Origin of the sequence: Streptomyces sp. NBC_00989, assembly GCF_045162655.1 — a bacterium.
GTDB lineage: Bacteria > Actinomycetota > Actinomycetes > Streptomycetales > Streptomycetaceae > Streptomyces.
In genome coordinates this window covers 3,924,961-3,942,059 of the sequence record NZ_CP108728.1, presented here as the reverse complement: position 1 = coordinate 3,942,059, position 17,099 = coordinate 3,924,961, and the positions used below count along the sequence as shown (strand labels likewise).

Annotated in this window: 14 protein-coding genes and 1 riboswitch; of the genes, 10 read left to right on the top strand and 4 right to left on the bottom strand. The window is 68.9% G+C overall.

What is annotated here, in order from left to right; translation table 11 throughout:
* The first annotated feature begins 102 nt into the window (after window positions 1–102).
* Window positions 103–489, top strand: coding sequence for a hypothetical protein (locus OG714_RS16880; protein WP_406131850.1), 387 nt, complete (start codon window positions 103–105; stop codon window positions 487–489).
* On the top strand, window positions 476–3,103 hold the full coding sequence (locus OG714_RS16875; RefSeq protein WP_406121857.1) for a caspase family protein: 2,628 nt from the start codon (window positions 476–478) through the stop codon (window positions 3,101–3,103). The genes OG714_RS16880 and OG714_RS16875 overlap by 14 nt, the downstream gene beginning before the upstream one ends.
* A gap of 34 nt (window positions 3,104–3,137) precedes the next feature.
* Here the strand turns inward: OG714_RS16875 and OG714_RS16870 are convergent, their stop codons facing one another.
* From OG714_RS16870 to gcvT, 4 genes are all read right to left on the bottom strand, one after another.
* Window positions 3,138–4,505 carry an L-serine ammonia-lyase gene (locus tag OG714_RS16870; protein ID WP_406121855.1) on the bottom strand — a complete coding sequence of 456 codons (1,368 nt, stop codon included), beginning with the start codon at window positions 4,503–4,505 and terminating at the stop codon, window positions 3,138–3,140.
* A 91-nt stretch (window positions 4,506–4,596) separates the two neighbouring features.
* Window positions 4,597–5,895, bottom strand: coding sequence for a serine hydroxymethyltransferase (gene glyA / locus OG714_RS16865; RefSeq protein ID WP_406121853.1), 1,299 nt, complete (start codon window positions 5,893–5,895; stop codon window positions 4,597–4,599).
* A gap of 14 nt (window positions 5,896–5,909) precedes the next feature.
* The gene (gene gcvH / locus OG714_RS16860) at window positions 5,910–6,287 is read right to left on the bottom strand and encodes a glycine cleavage system protein GcvH (protein ID WP_019058529.1); all 378 of its coding nucleotides are present in this window, start codon (window positions 6,285–6,287) and stop codon (window positions 5,910–5,912) included.
* Between the two features lie 111 nt (window positions 6,288–6,398).
* On the bottom strand, window positions 6,399–7,532 hold the full coding sequence (gcvT, locus tag OG714_RS16855; protein WP_406121851.1) for a glycine cleavage system aminomethyltransferase GcvT: 1,134 nt from the start codon (window positions 7,530–7,532) through the stop codon (window positions 6,399–6,401).
* Window positions 7,533–7,675: 143 nt separating this feature from the next.
* Window positions 7,676–7,789, bottom strand: a riboswitch (glycine riboswitch).
* 149 nt (window positions 7,790–7,938) lie between these two features.
* Here gcvT and OG714_RS16850 point away from each other — a divergent pair.
* The 8 genes from OG714_RS16850 (at window position 7,939) to OG714_RS16815 (ending at window position 17,027) form a co-directional block, all read left to right on the top strand.
* Window positions 7,939–8,631 (top strand): AAA family ATPase, encoded by a 693-nt coding sequence (locus tag OG714_RS16850; RefSeq protein WP_406131849.1) that lies wholly within the window; start codon window positions 7,939–7,941, stop codon window positions 8,629–8,631.
* A 64-nt stretch (window positions 8,632–8,695) separates the two neighbouring features.
* Window positions 8,696–9,481: an enhanced serine sensitivity protein SseB gene (locus tag OG714_RS16845; RefSeq protein WP_406121850.1), complete on the top strand. Its 786-nt coding sequence runs from the start codon at window positions 8,696–8,698 to the stop codon at window positions 9,479–9,481.
* A gap of 150 nt (window positions 9,482–9,631) precedes the next feature.
* On the top strand, window positions 9,632–10,420 hold the full coding sequence (locus OG714_RS16840; protein WP_406121848.1) for an enhanced serine sensitivity protein SseB C-terminal domain-containing protein: 789 nt from the start codon (window positions 9,632–9,634) through the stop codon (window positions 10,418–10,420).
* Window positions 10,421–10,763: 343 nt separating this feature from the next.
* Complete coding sequence (locus OG714_RS16835; protein WP_406121846.1) at window positions 10,764–11,762, top strand: ABC transporter permease; 999 nt, start codon at window positions 10,764–10,766, stop codon at window positions 11,760–11,762.
* A gap of 53 nt (window positions 11,763–11,815) precedes the next feature.
* Entirely contained in the window at window positions 11,816–13,567 is a 1,752-nt protein-coding gene (locus OG714_RS16830; RefSeq protein WP_406121845.1) for an ABC transporter substrate-binding protein, read from the top strand.
* Between the two features lie 75 nt (window positions 13,568–13,642).
* Window positions 13,643–14,650, top strand: coding sequence for an ABC transporter permease (locus OG714_RS16825; protein ID WP_406121843.1), 1,008 nt, complete (start codon window positions 13,643–13,645; stop codon window positions 14,648–14,650).
* Window positions 14,647–15,741, top strand: a complete 1,095-nt coding sequence (locus tag OG714_RS16820; RefSeq protein WP_406121841.1) for an ABC transporter ATP-binding protein — start codon at window positions 14,647–14,649, stop codon at window positions 15,739–15,741. The genes OG714_RS16825 and OG714_RS16820 overlap by 4 nt, the downstream gene beginning before the upstream one ends.
* On the top strand, window positions 15,738–17,027 hold the full coding sequence (locus OG714_RS16815; protein ID WP_406121840.1) for an ABC transporter ATP-binding protein: 1,290 nt from the start codon (window positions 15,738–15,740) through the stop codon (window positions 17,025–17,027). The genes OG714_RS16820 and OG714_RS16815 overlap by 4 nt, the downstream gene beginning before the upstream one ends.
* Window positions 17,028–17,099 lie beyond the last annotated feature (72 nt).

The following is a 17,099-nucleotide window of genomic DNA, read 5'->3' as shown; positions in this document are numbered from 1 at the left end:
TCAGAAGAAAGCCGTATCTCCCACTTGTCGGCGTCCGGTGTGCAAATATCCCGCTGGGAGAGTGCTCGGCCGGGACGCCGAGCGCTGTGGACGGGGGATGGAATGCGACTTCAGATCAGAATGTCGGACGGAGACGGCTCCGAACTGAAGGATCTGTACCGCTGGCTTCGTGACGACGATGACGGACCGGACGAGGTCCGCCTGGACAGCGATCCCACGCCCGGCGGCATGGGCGGTCTGGAATTCGTCGACGTGATCGTCACCCAGGCCGTGGCGGTGGGTAACCTGGCCCTCGCGTACGCGAGTTGGCGCAGCGCCCGCTGCCGCAGCGCGGCCACGTTCACCTTCGCCCGGCCCTCGGACGGGGTGACGATCACGGTGGAGAACGCGTCGCCGGAGACGGTGCGGCGGCTGGTCGAGACACTGTCGGCGCCGGACGCGGCGGGTGTGCTGGGGCGGGAGCCGGGTGGTGTCGATGGAACTGGCTGACCCCTCGGGCTCCTACGCCGTACTCATCGGCTCATCGACCTTCGCCAGCGACAAGCTGGAGGACCTCCCGGCGGTGAAGAACAACATCACCGCCCTGGGGGAACTCCTGGAGGACTCCACCGTCTGGGGTCTGCCCCGGGAACACTGCATCCGGGTGACGGACCCGGCCTCCGCCGCGGAGGTCCTCGACGTCATCCATGACACCGCCCGGCGTACCGAGGACACCCTGCTCATCTACTACGCGGGCCACGGACTCACCCACCCCGACATCGACGGGCTGCTTCTCACCCTGCCGTCCTCCGACCCCGACCGCCCGTACACCACGGTGAACTTCGACGAGATCCGCCGGGAGATCCTCAACGCGGGCAGGAACGTCAACAAGGTGGTGATCCTCGACTGCTGCTACAGCGGCCAGGCCATCACCGGGGGCATGAGCGGGCCGGTGGAGATGGCGGAGCAGGCGCGGATCGCCGGTTCCTATCTGCTGACCGCGTCCGCGGCCACCCGGCTGGCCCAGGCACCGCCCGGGGAGCCGTACACGGCGTTCACCGGTGAACTGGTGCAGCTCCTGAACGGCGGTACGCCGGACGGCGGGGACGTACTGGAAGTCGGCAAGATCTACGAGCACCTGCACACCGAACTGCGCGCCAAGGGGCGGCCGTTGCCGCAACAGCGGCTGAGCAACGCGGGACGGACCCTCGCGTTCGCCCGCAATCGCCACAGCATCGGGCTGCGGGACCGGACGACGACTCGTGAGACTTCCGAGGACCGTGTCCCGGAACGACTGAGGGCCGCGCTCCGGAACCAACCGCGCGCCATCATCGCCCACGCCACCCGGCTGCGGGAGGGCGACGACCCCGCGGACACCGCGCTGGCGGACGAACTGCTCTCCCTCGCCGCCCAGTTGCGGCCGGCACAGGAAGTCGCGGCGCTGGTGTGGCTGCTGCGCGGCGGAACGCGGACACAGGACGCCGACATCGTGCTGCCGGCCGCGGCCGGGCGCAGGGCACAGGACATCGTCGAACTCGTCGACGCCCTCCACGCCACGGACAACAGCGAGGACGTCGATCATCTACTGGGTGCCAGGGCGGGGTGCGCGGGGGACGAAGTCGCCGCGGTCGTCAAGGCGTTGCGCTCTGCTCAACGTGTGACGGAAGCCGAATGGCTGATGAACGCGGCGACGGAGAGGCTGCGCACGACCGAGCAGATCCTGGACCTGGCGGGCGCGTTGTGGTCGGCGGAGATGGGTGCGGACGCCGACCGGGTACTGAAGGCAGCGACCACGTCATCCCTGGAGGAGACCGCCCGGCTGGCGGACGCGCTGCTGGTGATGGGCCAGAAGGAGAAGGCGTTCGAGCTGTATCGGCAGTCCGCCGCTGTCGTCTCCCGCAGACCGACAGCGGACATCGTGCGTGTACTGCAGGCCATGGACCAGGCCGACCACCCGCAAGCAGCCGACGAACTCCTGCGCGAGACGGTCCGGGCGACCACCGCGCCCCCGCAGGTACAGGACCTCTGCGAGGTGCTGTGGTCCATGGGCATGGAATCCCGGGCCCAGGCCGTATTGAGATGGTCGGCGACCGGGCTCACCACCGCGGACACCATCGCGCTGGGCGACTCCCTGCGTGCGGCCGGCCATGAAACGGCTGTCCTGTATCTGCTGCGTCAGGCCGCTTCCCTCGGCCCGATCGAGCGGATCAGCGAATTCATCGACGCCCTCCGCGAGGCGGGGCGCCCGGTGGACGGCAACCGGCTGCTGACCGACGTCGCCGACCGGCCCATCGCGGATGTCGCCGAACTCTGGTGCTGGCTCGAACAGCACGGCCGGACCCGCGACCGCGACCGGCTGCTCAACGCGACGGCCGCTCGTTCACCGGGCGACCGCGCGGCCCTGCTGCAGACACTGCACGCCCGGGGCCACGCCCACGACGACCTCCTCACCCCGATCGCGCTGGCCCCGACCGAGGAACTGCTCAGCAGCCTTCACATGCTGCGCGAACACCACCATCACCATGCGGCGGCCGGGCTGCTGCGCCACCTGGCCCGGACCGACACCACCTCGGCGGCGCAGCGTCTGGCCGACTTCGAAGCAATCCCGGACGACGGTGCCTCGATGGAAGCACTCATCCTCCGCATCTATCTCCGTCAGGGCCGGGCCGACGACAGCACACTCGCGCTGGACCAGAAGGACAAGGAGGCCATACGGGCACACGTGACCGGACATCCTCTTGAGCAACGCGTGGACGCCATGTCCGCACTGTGCGCCGCCGGACTCGACGCCTACGTCGAACCAGCGCTCCACGGCGACACCAGCCTCATGCGCACACGTCCCATGCTCGAGTGCCTCACCGCCCTGCATCAGGTCTCGCTCACCGGGTGCGCGCATGCGCTGATCCGTGACACGGCTCGATGGAAGACCGCCGAGTCGTTCCGGGCTCTGATCAGAACACTGGACGACGCGGACCTGGGCGCCTATGCCGAGTACGCCCGTACGTTGTCCAAGGGCCAGGAGCCGGTCCCCACGACGGAACCTCCCCCACCCACGCGCCCTTCCGCGCCGCCTTCCACACCCCTCAGGACCAGCCGCTGGAACCCGTTTCGCACCGAGTCCTGAAAGCTTGAGAACGCGCTGGTCAGGGCCTACATCCTCAGCACTCGATGATGTTCACCGCGAGCCCGCCCCGGGCCGTCTCCTTGTACTTCACGCTCATGTCCGCCCCCGTCTCCTTCATCGTCTTGATGACCTTGTCGAGGGACACCTTGTGCGACCCGTCCCCCCGCATGGCCATCCGCGCGGCGGTGACCGCCTTCACCGCGGCCATGCCGTTGCGTTCGATGCAGGGGATCTGGACGAGGCCGCCGACGGGGTCGCAGGTGAGGCCGAGATTGTGTTCCATGCCGATCTCGGCCGCGTTCTCGACCTGTTCGGGGCTGCCGCCGAGGACCTCGGCCAGGGCGCCCGCCGCCATGGAGCAGGCGGAGCCGACCTCGCCCTGGCAGCCGACCTCGGCGCCGGAGATGGAGGCGTTCTCCTTGAAGAGCATGCCGATCGCGCCGGCGGCGAGCATGAAGCGGACCACGCCGTCCTCGTCCGCGCCGGGCACGAAGTTGATGTAGTAGTGCAGGACCGCCGGGATGATGCCGGCCGCGCCGTTCGTGGGGGCGGTGACCACGCGGCCGCCCGCCGCGTTCTCCTCGTTCACCGCCATCGCGTAGAGCGTGATCCACTCCATCGCGTGCGCCAACGGGTCGCCCTCCGCCCGGAGTTGGCGTGCCGACATGGCCGCCCTGCGCCGGACCCGGAGGCCGCCGGGCAGGATGCCCTCCCGCGACATGCCCCGCGAGACGCACGCCTGCATCACGCGCCAGATCTCCAGCAGCCCGGTCCGGATCTCCTCCTCCGTGCGCCAGGCGCGCTCGTTCTCCAGCATCAGCGCGGAGATCGACAGGCCCGTCTCCTGCGTGAGGCGCAGCAGCTCGTCGCCCGTGCGGAACGGGTACTTGAGGACCGTGTCGTCCAGCTTGATGCGATCGGCGCCGACGGCTTCCTCGTCGACCACGAAACCGCCGCCCACCGAGTAGTACGTCTTCGACAGCAGCTCGGTACCCGCCGTGTCGTAGGCCCACAGCGTCATGCCGTTCGCGTGGTACGGCAGGGTTTTCCGGCGGTGCAGCTTCAGGTCGGAGTCGTAGGAGAACGGGATCTCGTGCTCGCCCAGGAGGCGGATGCGCCCGGCCTCCTTGATCCGCTCGACCCGCTCGTCCGCCCCCTCCACGTCCACCGTGCGCGGCGACTCGCCCTCCAGGCCGAGCAGCACCGCCTTCGGGGTGCCGTGCCCATGGCCGGTCGCGCCGAGGGAGCCGTACAGCTCGGTGCGGACGGAGGCGACGGAGTCCAGCAGTTCCTCGTTGCGCAGCCGGCGCGCGAACATGCGGGCCGCCCGCATCGGGCCGACCGTGTGGGAGCTGGACGGGCCGATGCCGATCGAGAACAGGTCGAAGACCGAGATGGCCACGGTGACTCCTCAGAACGCAGGACGTGCGGGGTGGTGCAAGGGGTAGGACACCGGCGCGCACCTCCCAGTGTGCGCCGGTGTCCCCGAGGGGCTACAGCCCGGGATACAGCGGGTACTTCTCCGCCAGCGCGGTCACCCGCGCCTTGAGGGCCGCCACGTCGGCCTCCCCGAAGGGACTGGGTGCCTTGAGCGTCTCGGCGATCACGTCCGCGACCTCGGCGAAGTCCTCGGCCGTGAAGCCGCGGGTCGCCAGCGCCGGCGTACCGATGCGCAGACCCGACGTCACCATCGGGGGCCGCGGGTCGTTCGGGACGGCGTTCCGGTTGACCGTGATGCCGACCTCGTGGAGCCGGTCCTCGGCCTGCTGGCCGTCCAGCTCGGAGGTGCGCAGATCGACCAGGACCAGGTGCACGTCCGTACCACCGGACAGGACGTCGACCCCTACGGCCTTCACGTCGTCCCGCACCAGCCGCTCGGCCAGCAGCCGCGCACCCTCAACCGTACGCCGCTGCCGCTCCTTGAAGTCCTCGCCCGCCGCGACCTTGAACGAGACCGCCTTCGCGGCGATCACATGCTCCAGCGGACCGCCCTGGAAGCCGGGGAAGACGGACGAGTTGAGCTTCTTCGCGAAGGACTTCCTGGCGAGGATGATCCCGCCGCGCGGGCCGCCCAGCGTCTTGTGGGTGGTGGACGTGACGACGTCGGCGTACGGCACCGGGTTCGGGTGCAGACCGGCCGCGACCAGGCCCGCGAAGTGCGCCATGTCGACCCACAGGTACGCCTCGACCTCGTCCGCGATCCGGCGGAACTCGGCGAAGTCCAGCTGGCGCGGGTACGCCGACCAGCCCGCGATGATCACCTTCGGGCGGTGCTCCTTGGCGAGCTTCTCCAGCTCGGCCATGTCGACCAGACCGGTCGCGGAGTCCACGTGGTAGGCGACCACGTTGAACTGCTTGCCGGAGAAGTTCAGCCGCATCCCGTGGGTGAGGTGGCCGCCGTGCGCCAGGTCCAGGCCGAGGATGGTGTCGCCGGGCTGGGCCAACGCGAACAGCGCGGCCTGGTTCGCGGAGGCGCCCGAGTGCGGCTGGACATTGGCGTACTCGGCGCCGAACAGCTCCTTGACCCGGTCGATCGCGATCTGCTCGGCCACGTCGACGTACTCGCAGCCGCCGTAGTAACGACGGCCCGGGTACCCCTCGGCGTACTTGTTGGTGAGGACCGAGCCCTGCGCCTCCATGACCGCGACCGGAGCGAAGTTCTCCGAGGCGATCATCTCCAGCGTGGACTGCTGCCGGCGCAGCTCGGCGTCGACGGCCGCGGCGATGTCCGGGTCGAGCTCGTGCAGGGGAGTGTTCAGGACGGACGTGTGGTCGGACGTGTGGTCAGACATGGTGCTACGACTCCTCAGCCGGCGGAAAACGCGGTGTACTCGTCGGCGGAGAGCAGGTCGCCCGGCTCCTCCGCGACGCGCACCTTGAACAGCCAGCCGCCCTCGAAGGGGGCCGAGTTCACCAGCGACGGGTCGTTCACGACGTCCTCGTTGATCTCGGTGACCTCGCCGCCGACGGGCGAGTACAGGTCGGACACCGACTTCGTCGACTCCAGCTCACCGCAGGACTCGCCCGCGGTCACCGTGGAGCCGACGTCGGGGAGCTGGGCGTAGACGACATCGCCGAGCGCGTTGGCCGCGAACTCGGTGATGCCGACCGTCGAGACGCCGTCCTCGGCGACCGACAGCCACTCGTGCTCCTTGCTGTAGCGCAGCTGCTGGGGGTTGCTCATGGCCTGAATTCTCCTGTACGCGGGGGAGTGCTGATGAATGGGGGACTACGGAGGACATCGGCATGCAGGGGCGATCCGCCCCGGGTCACAGACGTGACGCTACGACGACTGTCACTTCTCGCGCTTGTAGAACGGCAGCGCCACGACCTCGTACGGCTCGTGACTGCCCCGGATGTCCACGCCGACACCGGCCGTACCCGGCGCCGAGTGCGCGGCGTCGACGTACGCCATGGCGATCGGCTTGCCCAGCGTGGGGGAGGGGGCGCCGGAGGTGACCTCGCCGATCACCTGGCCGTCGGCGACGACGGGGTACCCGGCGCGCGGGACCCGGCGGCCCTCGGCGACGAGCCCGACGAGGACGCGCGGCGGCCGCTCGGCGGCGCGCTCGGCGGCGGCCTCCAGGGCGCCGCGCCCGACGAAGTCGCCGTCCTTCTCGAACTTCACGACCCGGCCGAGCCCCGCGTCGAACGGCGTCAACCCGGTCGACAGCTCATGCCCGTACAGCGGCATGCCCGCCTCCAGGCGCAGGGTGTCCCGGCAGGACAGCCCGCACGGGATCAGCCCGACCGGCGCCCCGGCCTCGGTCAGCGCCGGCCACAGCTTCTCCGCGTCGGCGGGCGACACGAACAGTTCGAAGCCGTCCTCGCCGGTGTAGCCGGTGCGGGCGATCAGCGCGGGGACGCCCGCGACCGTGCCGGGCAGACCGGCGTAGTACTTCAGGCCGTCGAGGTCGGCGTCGGTGAGCGACTTGAGGATGCCGGGGGACTCGGGACCCTGGACGGCGAGCAGGGCGTACGCCTCCCGGTCGTCGCGGACGACGGCGTCGAAGCCCTCGGCACGTTCCACCAGCGCGTCCAACACCACCTGGGCGTTGGAGGCGTTGGCCACCACCATGTAGGTAGAAGACGCAGCCTCGGTGTCGGCCAACCGGTAGACGATGAGGTCGTCCAGGATGCCGCCGTCGGCCCGGCAGATCATGGTGTAGCGGGCGCGGCCGAGGCCCACGGAGGCGATGTTGCCCACGAGGGCGTAGTTGAGGAGACGGGCCGCGTCCGGTCCCGTGACCGTGATCTCGCCCATGTGGGAGAGGTCGAAGAGGCCGGCCCTCGTGCGGACGGCGAGGTGTTCGTCGCGCTCCGAGCCGTAGCGCAGCGGCATGTCCCAGCCGGCGAAGTCGGTCATCGTCGCACCGAGCGAGCGGTGCAGCGCGTCGAGCGCGGTACGACGGGGGGCGGTACTGCTCATCGGTCGGTCTCCCAAGGCATGACGGCGAGGTCGTTCCTCCCCATCTGTCATCGGGACCTGAGAGGTTCGCCATGACCGCAAGCGGGACATGGGTTGCACCTTGGGTGGGACCACCGGGAGGGCGGTCCGCTTTTCAGATGTGCCTCGCCCGCGCGGTAACGGGGCCTGAGAGATTCAAGGGAGGGACTTGCTCCTTCGGCGCCCCGGATGACGTACGACTGACGACGTACGACCGGGGACTCTCCCGCGCGGATTCAAGCGGCCGGTATGCAGTTAGGCGGGCACATCATCGCACAGGCTTTGTAACAGGCCTGTGGCCGGACGCGAACGGAACCGCGAGACACCGTGCATTACCTTCTCTTTACGTTCAGTGGGGAGAACCTTTCCTGACCCCGCAGGGAGGACGATCACGGTGACAAGGACCACGGTGTACGCCACGACCTCGGCCGTAGCGCTGCCCAAGCAGCCCTCGGCCCCGGCCAGGGAGGCATGCCCGGCCCACCCGGTGCGGACGGTCCGCGATCTCCGCGAGCGCGCCGGCCGCAGTCCGCACGGACTCCTCTTCGGCTCCCGCGACCTGGTCGTGGTCACCGGCCTGCCCGGCAGCGGCAAGTCCACGCTGATGCGGCGCGCGGTGGCGGGCGGCGCCGGCGTCCGCGTCGACAGCCAGGACACCCGCGACCGCTGGGACGCCCGTATGTCCCGTATGTCGGGCGTCCTTCCGTACGCGGTCTACCGCCCCCTGGTCCGCGTCGCGCACTACGCCGGGCTGCACCGCGTGCTGCGTTCCGCGTCCGGAGCCGTCGTGCACGACTGCGGTACGCAGACCTGGGTGCGCGGCTGGCTGGCCCGGGCCGCCGGACGCCGGGGCGGCGCGCTGCACCTGGTGTTCCTCGACGTCAGCCCGGATCTCGCGCTCGACGGCCAGCGCGAGCGAGGGCGCGGAGTCTCGCGGTACGCGTTCCTGCGGCACCGCAGGGCCGCCGCCCGGCTGCTGCGCTCGGTGGAGCGCGGTGATCTGCCCCGGGGCGTCGACTCGGCGGTCCTCCTGGACCGGGACGCGGCGGACGTGCTGCGCCGGATCGACTTCGCGGACTGAACCGCTAGCCTTTTCAGCCACAGCAGGGTTACAGCAGGCGGTTTCACCAGCAGGCGGTAGGTAGATGGACTTCCCGGCGGACTTCCCCGGTCAGGCGTACCCCCACCCCCACCCGCACGGCGGCTGGCCGGGCAACGAGCTGGAGGAGGTGCTCTCGGCGTCCCTCGGCATGCCCTCGGCCGGCGGCCGGATCGTCGAGGTGCTCGGCCGCAGCTTCGTCTGGGTCCCGCTCCCCAGCGGCGGCGACCAGCGGAGCGGTCCCCTGGACCTGCCGACGCTGGACATCGAGGGGCAGGCGTACGTCCCGGTCTTCAGCTCCGAGGAGCAGTTCCGTCAGGTCGTCGGCTCGCATCTGTCGTTCACGATCGCGCCGGCGGTGGAGTTCGCGCGCGGGCTGCCGCCGCAGGTCGGCATCGCGGTGAACCCGGGCGGCATGGTCGGCGTCCCGCTCCCGCCGCTCGCGGTGGCCGAGCTGTGCCGCATCGGCCGCACGGCTCTCGACGGCCCCACCAGCGGCGGCCGGGTCCGCCTCTTCGAACCCGACTGGCAGGACGACCCGGTCGACTTCCTCGCCGCGGCCTCCGCGGAGTTCGCCGCCATCGGCGTCGTCGGCTCGGCCCGCCGCTGCCTGGCCGCCATCGAGACGGCCGACCCGGTGATGTTCGTGGGCGTCGAACTCACCAACTGGGACGGCGACTTGAGAGCGGCCCCGATGGAGGCCCTGGCCCGGGCCCTGGGCACCACCACGATCCCCTGGCAGGTCAACCTGGTCCTCCTGGACGTGACCCAGGACCCGGTGGCGGACTGGATGCGCCAGACAGTGCGACCCTTCTATACGCAGGGTCACTAGAAGTTCCGAGAAGGGCAGCCGACCTGGGGGCGCGGGGAACTGCGCGCTCAGGCACAACGCACCGCCACTCGCGAACGCACCCCAGGCCCCCACCCATTGGGCGCTTAAGCTGTTTCCGAACGCAGGGCACCTACCAGAAGGAGCGGACACGTGAGCGCCAGCGGCACCGCGACCGGCCAGGTCGAGCACATGCTGCGCCAGGTGACGCCCGGGCGCTACGACGCCTACGAGGCGCTCCTGCGCGCGCTCGCGACCCCCCACTCCGGCCAGATCTGGATGCTCCTCTGGCACGGCCAGTCCGGCTCCCCGGACGCCCAGTACGGAAACATGCAGGTCGACAAGTACGGCTACGCCCCCTGCGTCACCTCCGCCCAGGAACTGTCGGCGAGCGGCTGGAACCGCTCCTACGAAGTGGTCGACGGCCTCGACGTGGCCCGCACCCTGTACCCCGACCACTTCGGCCTCTGGCTCAACCCGCACGCGCCGGGCGGCGGCGTCGGCATCCCCTGGCTGGACCTGCGCCGGATCGCCACCGGCCTGGAGCGCCAGCCCGCGGGACCGCTCCGCCTGTCCGAACCGGGCATCGAGATCCCGCAGTTCTACGCCCTGCTCACGCAGAACGCCCACCGCACCCCGGCGGTCCGCGCCCTGCGCCGCGCCTGGGTGCAGCCCGCGCTCGGAGCGCCGTATCTCGCGATCGGTCTGGATGTCTACGACACCAGTCCGCCGGCCGTGGACTCGGTGCGCGGCATGATGCAGCAGTCGATCGGTGTGGTCCCGGACGGGCTGCCGGTCTCGACCGTGGCGATGTCCGACGAGTACGACCCGGTGGCCCTCTGGCTGCGGGCGAACGCGCGCCCGTTCTACGACCGCGAGGCCCACGCGGCGCCCGCCCAGGCGGGCGGGTACGGCTACCCACCCGTCCGTGGTGGATACTGACCCGGCGAGTCCTCTTCTCCGCTTCTCCGCAGGATTTACGTCTACGACACATTTCTTCGCGCGTAGATAGCGGCGTGGTGCCCCGAAAGACGCCGAATCTCCGTTCTGTCCCAAGTGCCCGGCGTCCGGGGTCCGTTACCCACTGTTCGGATAACGGAATCCCTCGTTAAGCATCACGGTTGCGCATACTTTCGCCGTCAGGCCTGGCGGGTGATCGCAGCCACGCTGAAGACTCGCGTTTCAGACACAGGGTCCAGGGACCCATGTCCACTGCATGTCGACAAAGCCGCTAATCCGCGGCAGGCGTAAGCCGGTAACCACCGGCGAGAGGGGTCGGGTCACAGTGACCGCACCGATCGAGACCACGGGGGCGGAAGCCGGGGCGCAGCCGGAGGCTGTGCTCGTCGGCGCCGAGAAGGGGCAGATCGAGGGCCGTTCCCTTGGACAGATCGCCTGGACCCGGTTCAAGAAGGACAGGGTCGCCGTCGCCGGCGGCGTCATCGTCGTCCTGCTGATCCTGGTCGCGGCACTCTCCCGTCCGATCCAGTCGATGTTCGGACTGGATCCCGACGCCTTCCACCAGAACCTGATCGACGCCAACACCTCGCTGCCCAAGGGCGGTTGGGGCGGCATGAGCTGGGACCACCCGCTCGGTGTGGACCCGCAGTTCGGCCGGGACGTCGCCACCCGCATCCTCGAAGGCTCCTGGGTGTCGCTGGTGGTCGCCTTCGGTGCCACGATCCTGTCGAACGTGATCGGCACGATCCTCGGCGTCGTCGCGGGGTACTACGGCGGCCGGGTCGACTCGATCATCAGCCGGCTGATGGACACCTTCCTCGCCTTCCCCCTCCTGCTCTTCGCCATCGCCATCTCGGCCACCCTCCAGGGCGGCGCCTTCGGCCTCAGCGGCCTGCCGCTGCACCTGAGCGTGCTGATCTTCGTCATCGGCTTCTTCAACTGGCCCTACCTGGGCCGGATCGTTCGCGGCCAGACCCTCGCCCTGCGCGAGCGGGAGTTCGTGGACGCCTCCCGGGGCATGGGCGCCAAGGCGCCGTACATCCTCTTCCGGGAGCTGCTGCCCAACCTGGTCGGCCCGATCATCGTCTACTCGACGCTGCTCATCCCGACGAACATCCTCTTCGAGGCGTCCCTCAGCTTCCTCGGGGTCGGTATCCAGCCCCCGCAGGCATCCTGGGGCGGCATGTTGCGGGACGCGGTCACCTATTACGAGGTCGACCCCGCGTACATGATCGTGCCCGGCCTCGCCATCTTCGTGACCGTCCTGGCGTTCAACCTGCTGGGCGACGGTCTCCGCGACGCTCTCGACCCCCGCAGCCGCTAGGGCCCGCACCCGAGAGTCCATCAAGTTTCCGACAATGGAGGAAGCAGACCATCATGCGAAGGTCAGCGCTGGCCGCAGTTGCGGCCATCGGCTCTGCGACACTGCTCATGGCAGGTTGCAGCAAGGCCGATGACAGTAAGAGTGACAACGGTGGTACCAAGGCGGCTGGGGCCAACGCAGCGACCAAGGACGTCGTCAACGCCTCTACGCACAAGGGCGGGACGGTCACCTACGAACTGTCCGACGTTCCGGACTCGTTCGACCCGGGCAACACGTACTACGCGTACATGTACAACTTCAGCCGGCTGTACGCCCGTCCGCTGATGACGTTCGAGCCCGGCCCCGGTTCCAAGGGCAACACCCTGGTCCCGGACCTCGCCGCGAGCAAGGGTGTCTCCAGCGACGGCGGCAAGACCTGGACGTACAAGCTGCGTTCGGGCCTGAAGTACCAGGACGGCACGGCGATCACGTCCAAGGACGTCAAGTACGCCGTGGAGCGTTCGAACTTCGCGCGTGACGTGCTCTCCCTCGGCCCGAACTACTTCCAGCAGTTCCTGGTCGGCGGCAAGGACTACAAGGGCCCGTACAAGGACAAGAGCGCCGAGGGCCTCAAGTCCATCGCGACGCCGGACGACACCACGATCGTCTTCCACCTGAACACGGCCTTCCAGGAGTTCGACTACCTGGTCGCGGCGCCGCAGACGGCTCCGGTGCCGCAGGCGAAGGACAAGGGCGTCGACTACGTCAAGAACATCGTGTCCTCCGGCTCGTACCAGTTCTCCAGCTACGAGGACGGCAAGTCGGCCACCCTCGTGCGCAACAAGAACTGGGACCCGAAGACCGACCCGCTGCGCAAGCAGTACCCGGACAAGATCGTCGTCAACCTGAAGGTCAACGCCGACACGATCGACAAGGACGTCCTCGCGGGCAACGCGATCGACATGGGCGGTACGGGTGTCCAGGCCGCGACCCAGGCGCAGCTGCTGACCTCCGCCGACAAGAAGGCGGGCACGGACAACACCTTCGGTGGCCGTCTCGTCTACATGGCGATCAACACCAAGGTGAAGCCGTTCGACAACGTCGCCTGCCGCAAGGCCGTCGAGTACGCCATCGACAAGGTCTCCGTGCAGACCGCCGAGGGCGGCCCGATCCGCGGTGAGATCGCCACCACCGTGCTCCCGCCGGACATCACCGGTTACGAGAAGGCCGACCAGTACGCCACCACCGGCAACAAGGGTGACGTCGCCAAGGCCAAGGAGCAGCTGACGGCCTGCGGCAAGACGTCGATCTCGACCAACCTCTCGGCTCGCAGCGACCGCCCGCAGGAGATCTCCGCGGCCACCGCGATCATCAACTCGCTGAAGGCCGTCGGCATCAACGCCAGCCTGAAGCAGTACCCGTCGGGCAAGTACTTCACCGACTACGCGGGTGTCCCGAAGTTCACCGAGAACCAGAACATCGGCCTGATCATGATGCAGTGGGGTGCCGACTGGCCCTCCGGCTACGGCTTCGAGCAGCAGATCCTGAACGGTGCGGCGATCGGCGCCTCGGGTAACACCAACCTGTCGCAGTACGACAACAAGACGGTCAACGAGCTTCTCTCCAAGGCCATCGGCACGGAGGACGTGACCACCCGCAACAGCATGTACGCACAGATTGACAAGCAGACCATGAGCGACGCGGCCCTCGTTCCGCTGACCTACTTCAAGGTCCTGCTCGCCCGTCCGGCGAACTACAGCAACCTGGTGTCGACGGCGGCCTTCAGCGGCCAGTACGACTACCTCAACATCGGCACCACGAAGTAGTCGTAGCCCCGGAAGGCAGGTGAAGGCATTGGTGCCCGTGGGCTTCGCGGCCCGCGGGCACCAGCGCCGATCCCCGTGATCTCGTACATTCTCCGTCGGACGGTCGCAGCGGTGATCCTGCTGCTGGTCGTCTCCGCGGTCACCTTCGGCATCTTCTTCCTGCTGCCACGGCTCGCCGGCCAGACCGCGGACCAGCTGGCCCAGCAGTACATCGGGAAGAGCCCGTCCGCGGCGGACATCGCCGCGGTCAAGCACAACCTCGGTCTGGACCAGCCCCTTTACCTGCAGTACTGGCACTTCATCAAGGGGATCGTGGCGGGCGCCACCTACAACCTCGGCCCCACCACGGTGCACTGTGACGCGCCCTGCTTCGGCTACTCCTTCAAGGACCACGTCGAGGTCTGGCCGCAGCTCACCTCCCGCCTTCCGGTCACCGTCTCGCTGGCCTCCGGCGCCGCCGTGCTCTGGCTGCTGTCCGGTGTCACGGTCGGTGTGATCTCCGCGCTCAAGCCGCGGTCGTTCTTCGACCGCGCCTTCATGGGCGTGGCGCTCGCGGGTGTCTCGCTGCCCATGTTCTTCACGGGCAACCTCGCCATCCTGCTCTTCACGTACCAGTGGCCGATCTTCGGCCGCACCTACGTCCCGTTCACCGAGAACCCCGTGCAGTGGGCCAACACGCTGTTCCCGGCGTGGTGTTCGCTCGCACTCCTCTACTCCGCCATCTACGCGCGGCTCACCCGCTCGGGCATGCTGGAGACGATGAACGAGGACTTCATCCGCACGGCCCGCGCCAAGGGCCTGCGGGAACGCAACGTCGTCGTCAAGCACGGTCTGCGGGCCGCCCTGACGCCGATCATCACCGTGTTCGGCATGGACCTCGGTCTGCTGCTCGGCGGTGCGCTGATCACCGAGTCGGTGTTCTCCCTGCACGGCATCGGTCAGTACGCGGTGCAGTCGATCGAGAGCAACGACCTGCCCCCGATCCTCGGCGTGACCCTGCTCGCAGCGTTCTTCGTAGTGATCGCAAATCTCCTGGTGGACCTGTTGTACGCCGCCGCCGACCCGCGGGTGAGGCTCTCGTGACCGACCTTTCCAAGACTGGCGCCGCGGTCGGCGAGCCTGTCGACACGGCCAAGGCCCCGAACGCGTTCCTCGAGGTCCGCGACCTCAAGGTGCACTTCCCGACCGACGACGGCGTGGTCAAGTCCGTCGACGGGCTCAGCTTCTCGCTGGAGAAGGGCAAGACCCTCTCCATCGTGGGCGAGTCGGGCTCCGGCAAGTCCGTCACCTCGCTGGCGATCATGGGCCTGCACCGGCTCGGCCCGCGCGGCAAGAACGTGCGGATGACCGGCGAGATCTGGCTCGACGGCCAGGAACTCGTGGGCGCCCAGCCGGACGAGGTGCGCAAGCTCCGCGGCCGGCAGATGTCCATGATCTTCCAGGACCCGCTGTCCGCGATGCACCCGTACTACAAGATCGGCGACCAGATCGTCGAGGCGTACCGGGTCCACCACGACGTCAGCAAGAAGGTCGCCCGCACCCGTGCGATCGAGATGCTCGACCGGGTCGGCATCCCCGAGCCGGCCAAGCGTGTCGACGGCTACCCGCACGAGTTCTCCGGCGGTATGCGCCAGCGCGCCATGATCGCGATGGCCCTGGTCAACAACCCCGAACTGCTCATCGCGGACGAGCCGACGACCGCCCTGGACGTGACCGTCCAGGCGCAGATCCTCGACCTGATCCGGGACCTGCAGAAGGAGTTCGGCTCCGCGGTCGTCCTGATCACCCACGACCTCGGTGTCGTCGCCGAGATCGCCGACGACGTCCTGGTCATGTACGGCGGCCGGTGCGTGGAGCGCGGTCCCGTCGACGAGATCTTCGAGAAGCCGCAACACCCGTACACCTGGGGCCTGTTGGGCTCGATGCCGCGCATCGACCGGGAGACCTCGGAGCGGCTCATCCCGGTCAAGGGCCAGCCGCCGAGCCTCATCAACGTCCCCTCGGGCTGCGCCTTCCACCCGCGCTGCCCGTACGCGGACATCCCCAAGGGCGACGTCACGCGAACCGTGCGCCCCGAGCTGGAGCTGGTCCCCGGCGGGCACTGGTCCGCCTGTCACCTCCCGGCTGAGGACCGTACGCGGATCTGGACCGAAGAGATTGCGCCGAAGCTGTGAGCGATACGAACAAACAGACCGCCACCGCGGTCGTACCGGAGCAGGCGGCCTCCTCGGAGGACCGTGAGGTGCTGCTCAAGGTCGAGGGCCTGAAGAAGCACTTCCCCATCAAGAAGGGGATCCTGCAACGTCAGGTCGCCGCGGTGAAGGCCGTCGACGGCATCGACTTCGAGGTGCGCAAGGGCGAGACCCTGGGCGTCGTCGGGGAGTCGGGCTGCGGCAAGTCGACCATGGGCCGGGTCATCACCCGGCTCCAGGATCCGACGGGCGGCTCGATCCACTTCGAGGGCCAGGACATCACGACCCTGAACGCGGCCGGGATGCGTCCGCTGCGGCGGGACATCCAGATGATCTTCCAGGACCCGTACGGCTCCCTGAACCCCCGGCACACCATCGGCTCGATCGTCTCGGCGCCGTTCCGGCTCCAGGGCGTGGAGCCCGAGGGCGGGGTGCGCAAGGAGGTCCAGCGCCTTCTGGAGCTGGTGGGTCTGAGCCCCGAGCACTTCAACCGCTACCCGCACGAGTTCTCCGGCGGCCAGCGCCAGCGCATCGGCATCGCCCGCGCGCTCGCCCTCAAGCCCAAGCTCGTGGTGGCGGACGAGCCGGTCTCGGCGCTCGACGTGTCGATCCAGGCGCAGGTCGTCAACCTCATGGACGACCTCCAGACGGAGCTCGGCCTGACGTACGTGATCATCGCGCACGACCTCTCCGTCGTACGCCATGTCTCGGACCGCGTCGCGGTGATGTACCTCGGCAAGATCGTCGAACTCGCGGACAGCACCAAGCTGTACGAGTCGCCGATGCACCCGTACACCAAGGCCCTGATGTCGGCCGTGCCGGTGCCGGACCCCAAGCGCCGGGGTGCCAAGAGCGAGCGCATCCTGCTCAAGGGCGACGTCCCCTCGCCGATCTCCCCGCCCAGCGGCTGCCGTTTCCACACGCGCTGCTGGAAGGCCACGGAGATCTGCCGGACGGCGGAACCCCAGCTGATCGAGCTGCGGCCCGGCCAGCGGGTCGCCTGCCACCACCCGGAGAACTTCGCGGACCAGGCCCCGCAGGACACCGTCCTGCTGACCGCCGCGAAGGAAGCGGTGGAACTGGTGGGCGCCGCGGTCCTGGAGAAGTCGGCGGAGACGCAGCCCGAGGCCGAGACTCCGAAGGTGGAGACTCCGAAGGTGGAGACCCCGGAGGCGGAGGCCTCGGAGAAGGCGGCTCCCGAGACGGAGACGTCCGAGACGGAGACTCCCGAAGCGGAATCCGGCGATCAGGAGTCAACTGCCAAGTAGCACATGACAAGTTGGTAAAGTCATGTTCATGGCGAAACGGGAGAGTGCAGAGTCGAGCGTGTCCGTCTGATC

Bases quoted from the DNA above. Each gene is read 5' to 3' on its own strand.
- OG714_RS16880 (WP_406131850.1), top strand. From the start codon at position 103: ATGCGACTTCAGATCAGAATGTCGGACGGAGACGGCTCCGAACTGAAG.
- OG714_RS16875 (WP_406121857.1), top strand. From the start codon at position 476: ATGGAACTGGCTGACCCCTCGGGCTCCTACGCCGTACTCATCGGCTCA.
- glyA (WP_406121853.1), bottom strand. From the start codon at position 5,895: ATGTCTGACCACACGTCCGACCACACGTCCGTCCTGAACACTCCCCTG.
- gcvH (WP_019058529.1), bottom strand. From the start codon at position 6,287: ATGAGCAACCCCCAGCAGCTGCGCTACAGCAAGGAGCACGAGTGGCTG.
- gcvT (WP_406121851.1), bottom strand. From the start codon at position 7,532: ATGAGCAGTACCGCCCCCCGTCGTACCGCGCTCGACGCGCTGCACCGC.
- OG714_RS16845 (WP_406121850.1), top strand. From the start codon at position 8,696: ATGGACTTCCCGGCGGACTTCCCCGGTCAGGCGTACCCCCACCCCCAC.
- OG714_RS16830 (WP_406121845.1), top strand. From the start codon at position 11,816: ATGCGAAGGTCAGCGCTGGCCGCAGTTGCGGCCATCGGCTCTGCGACA.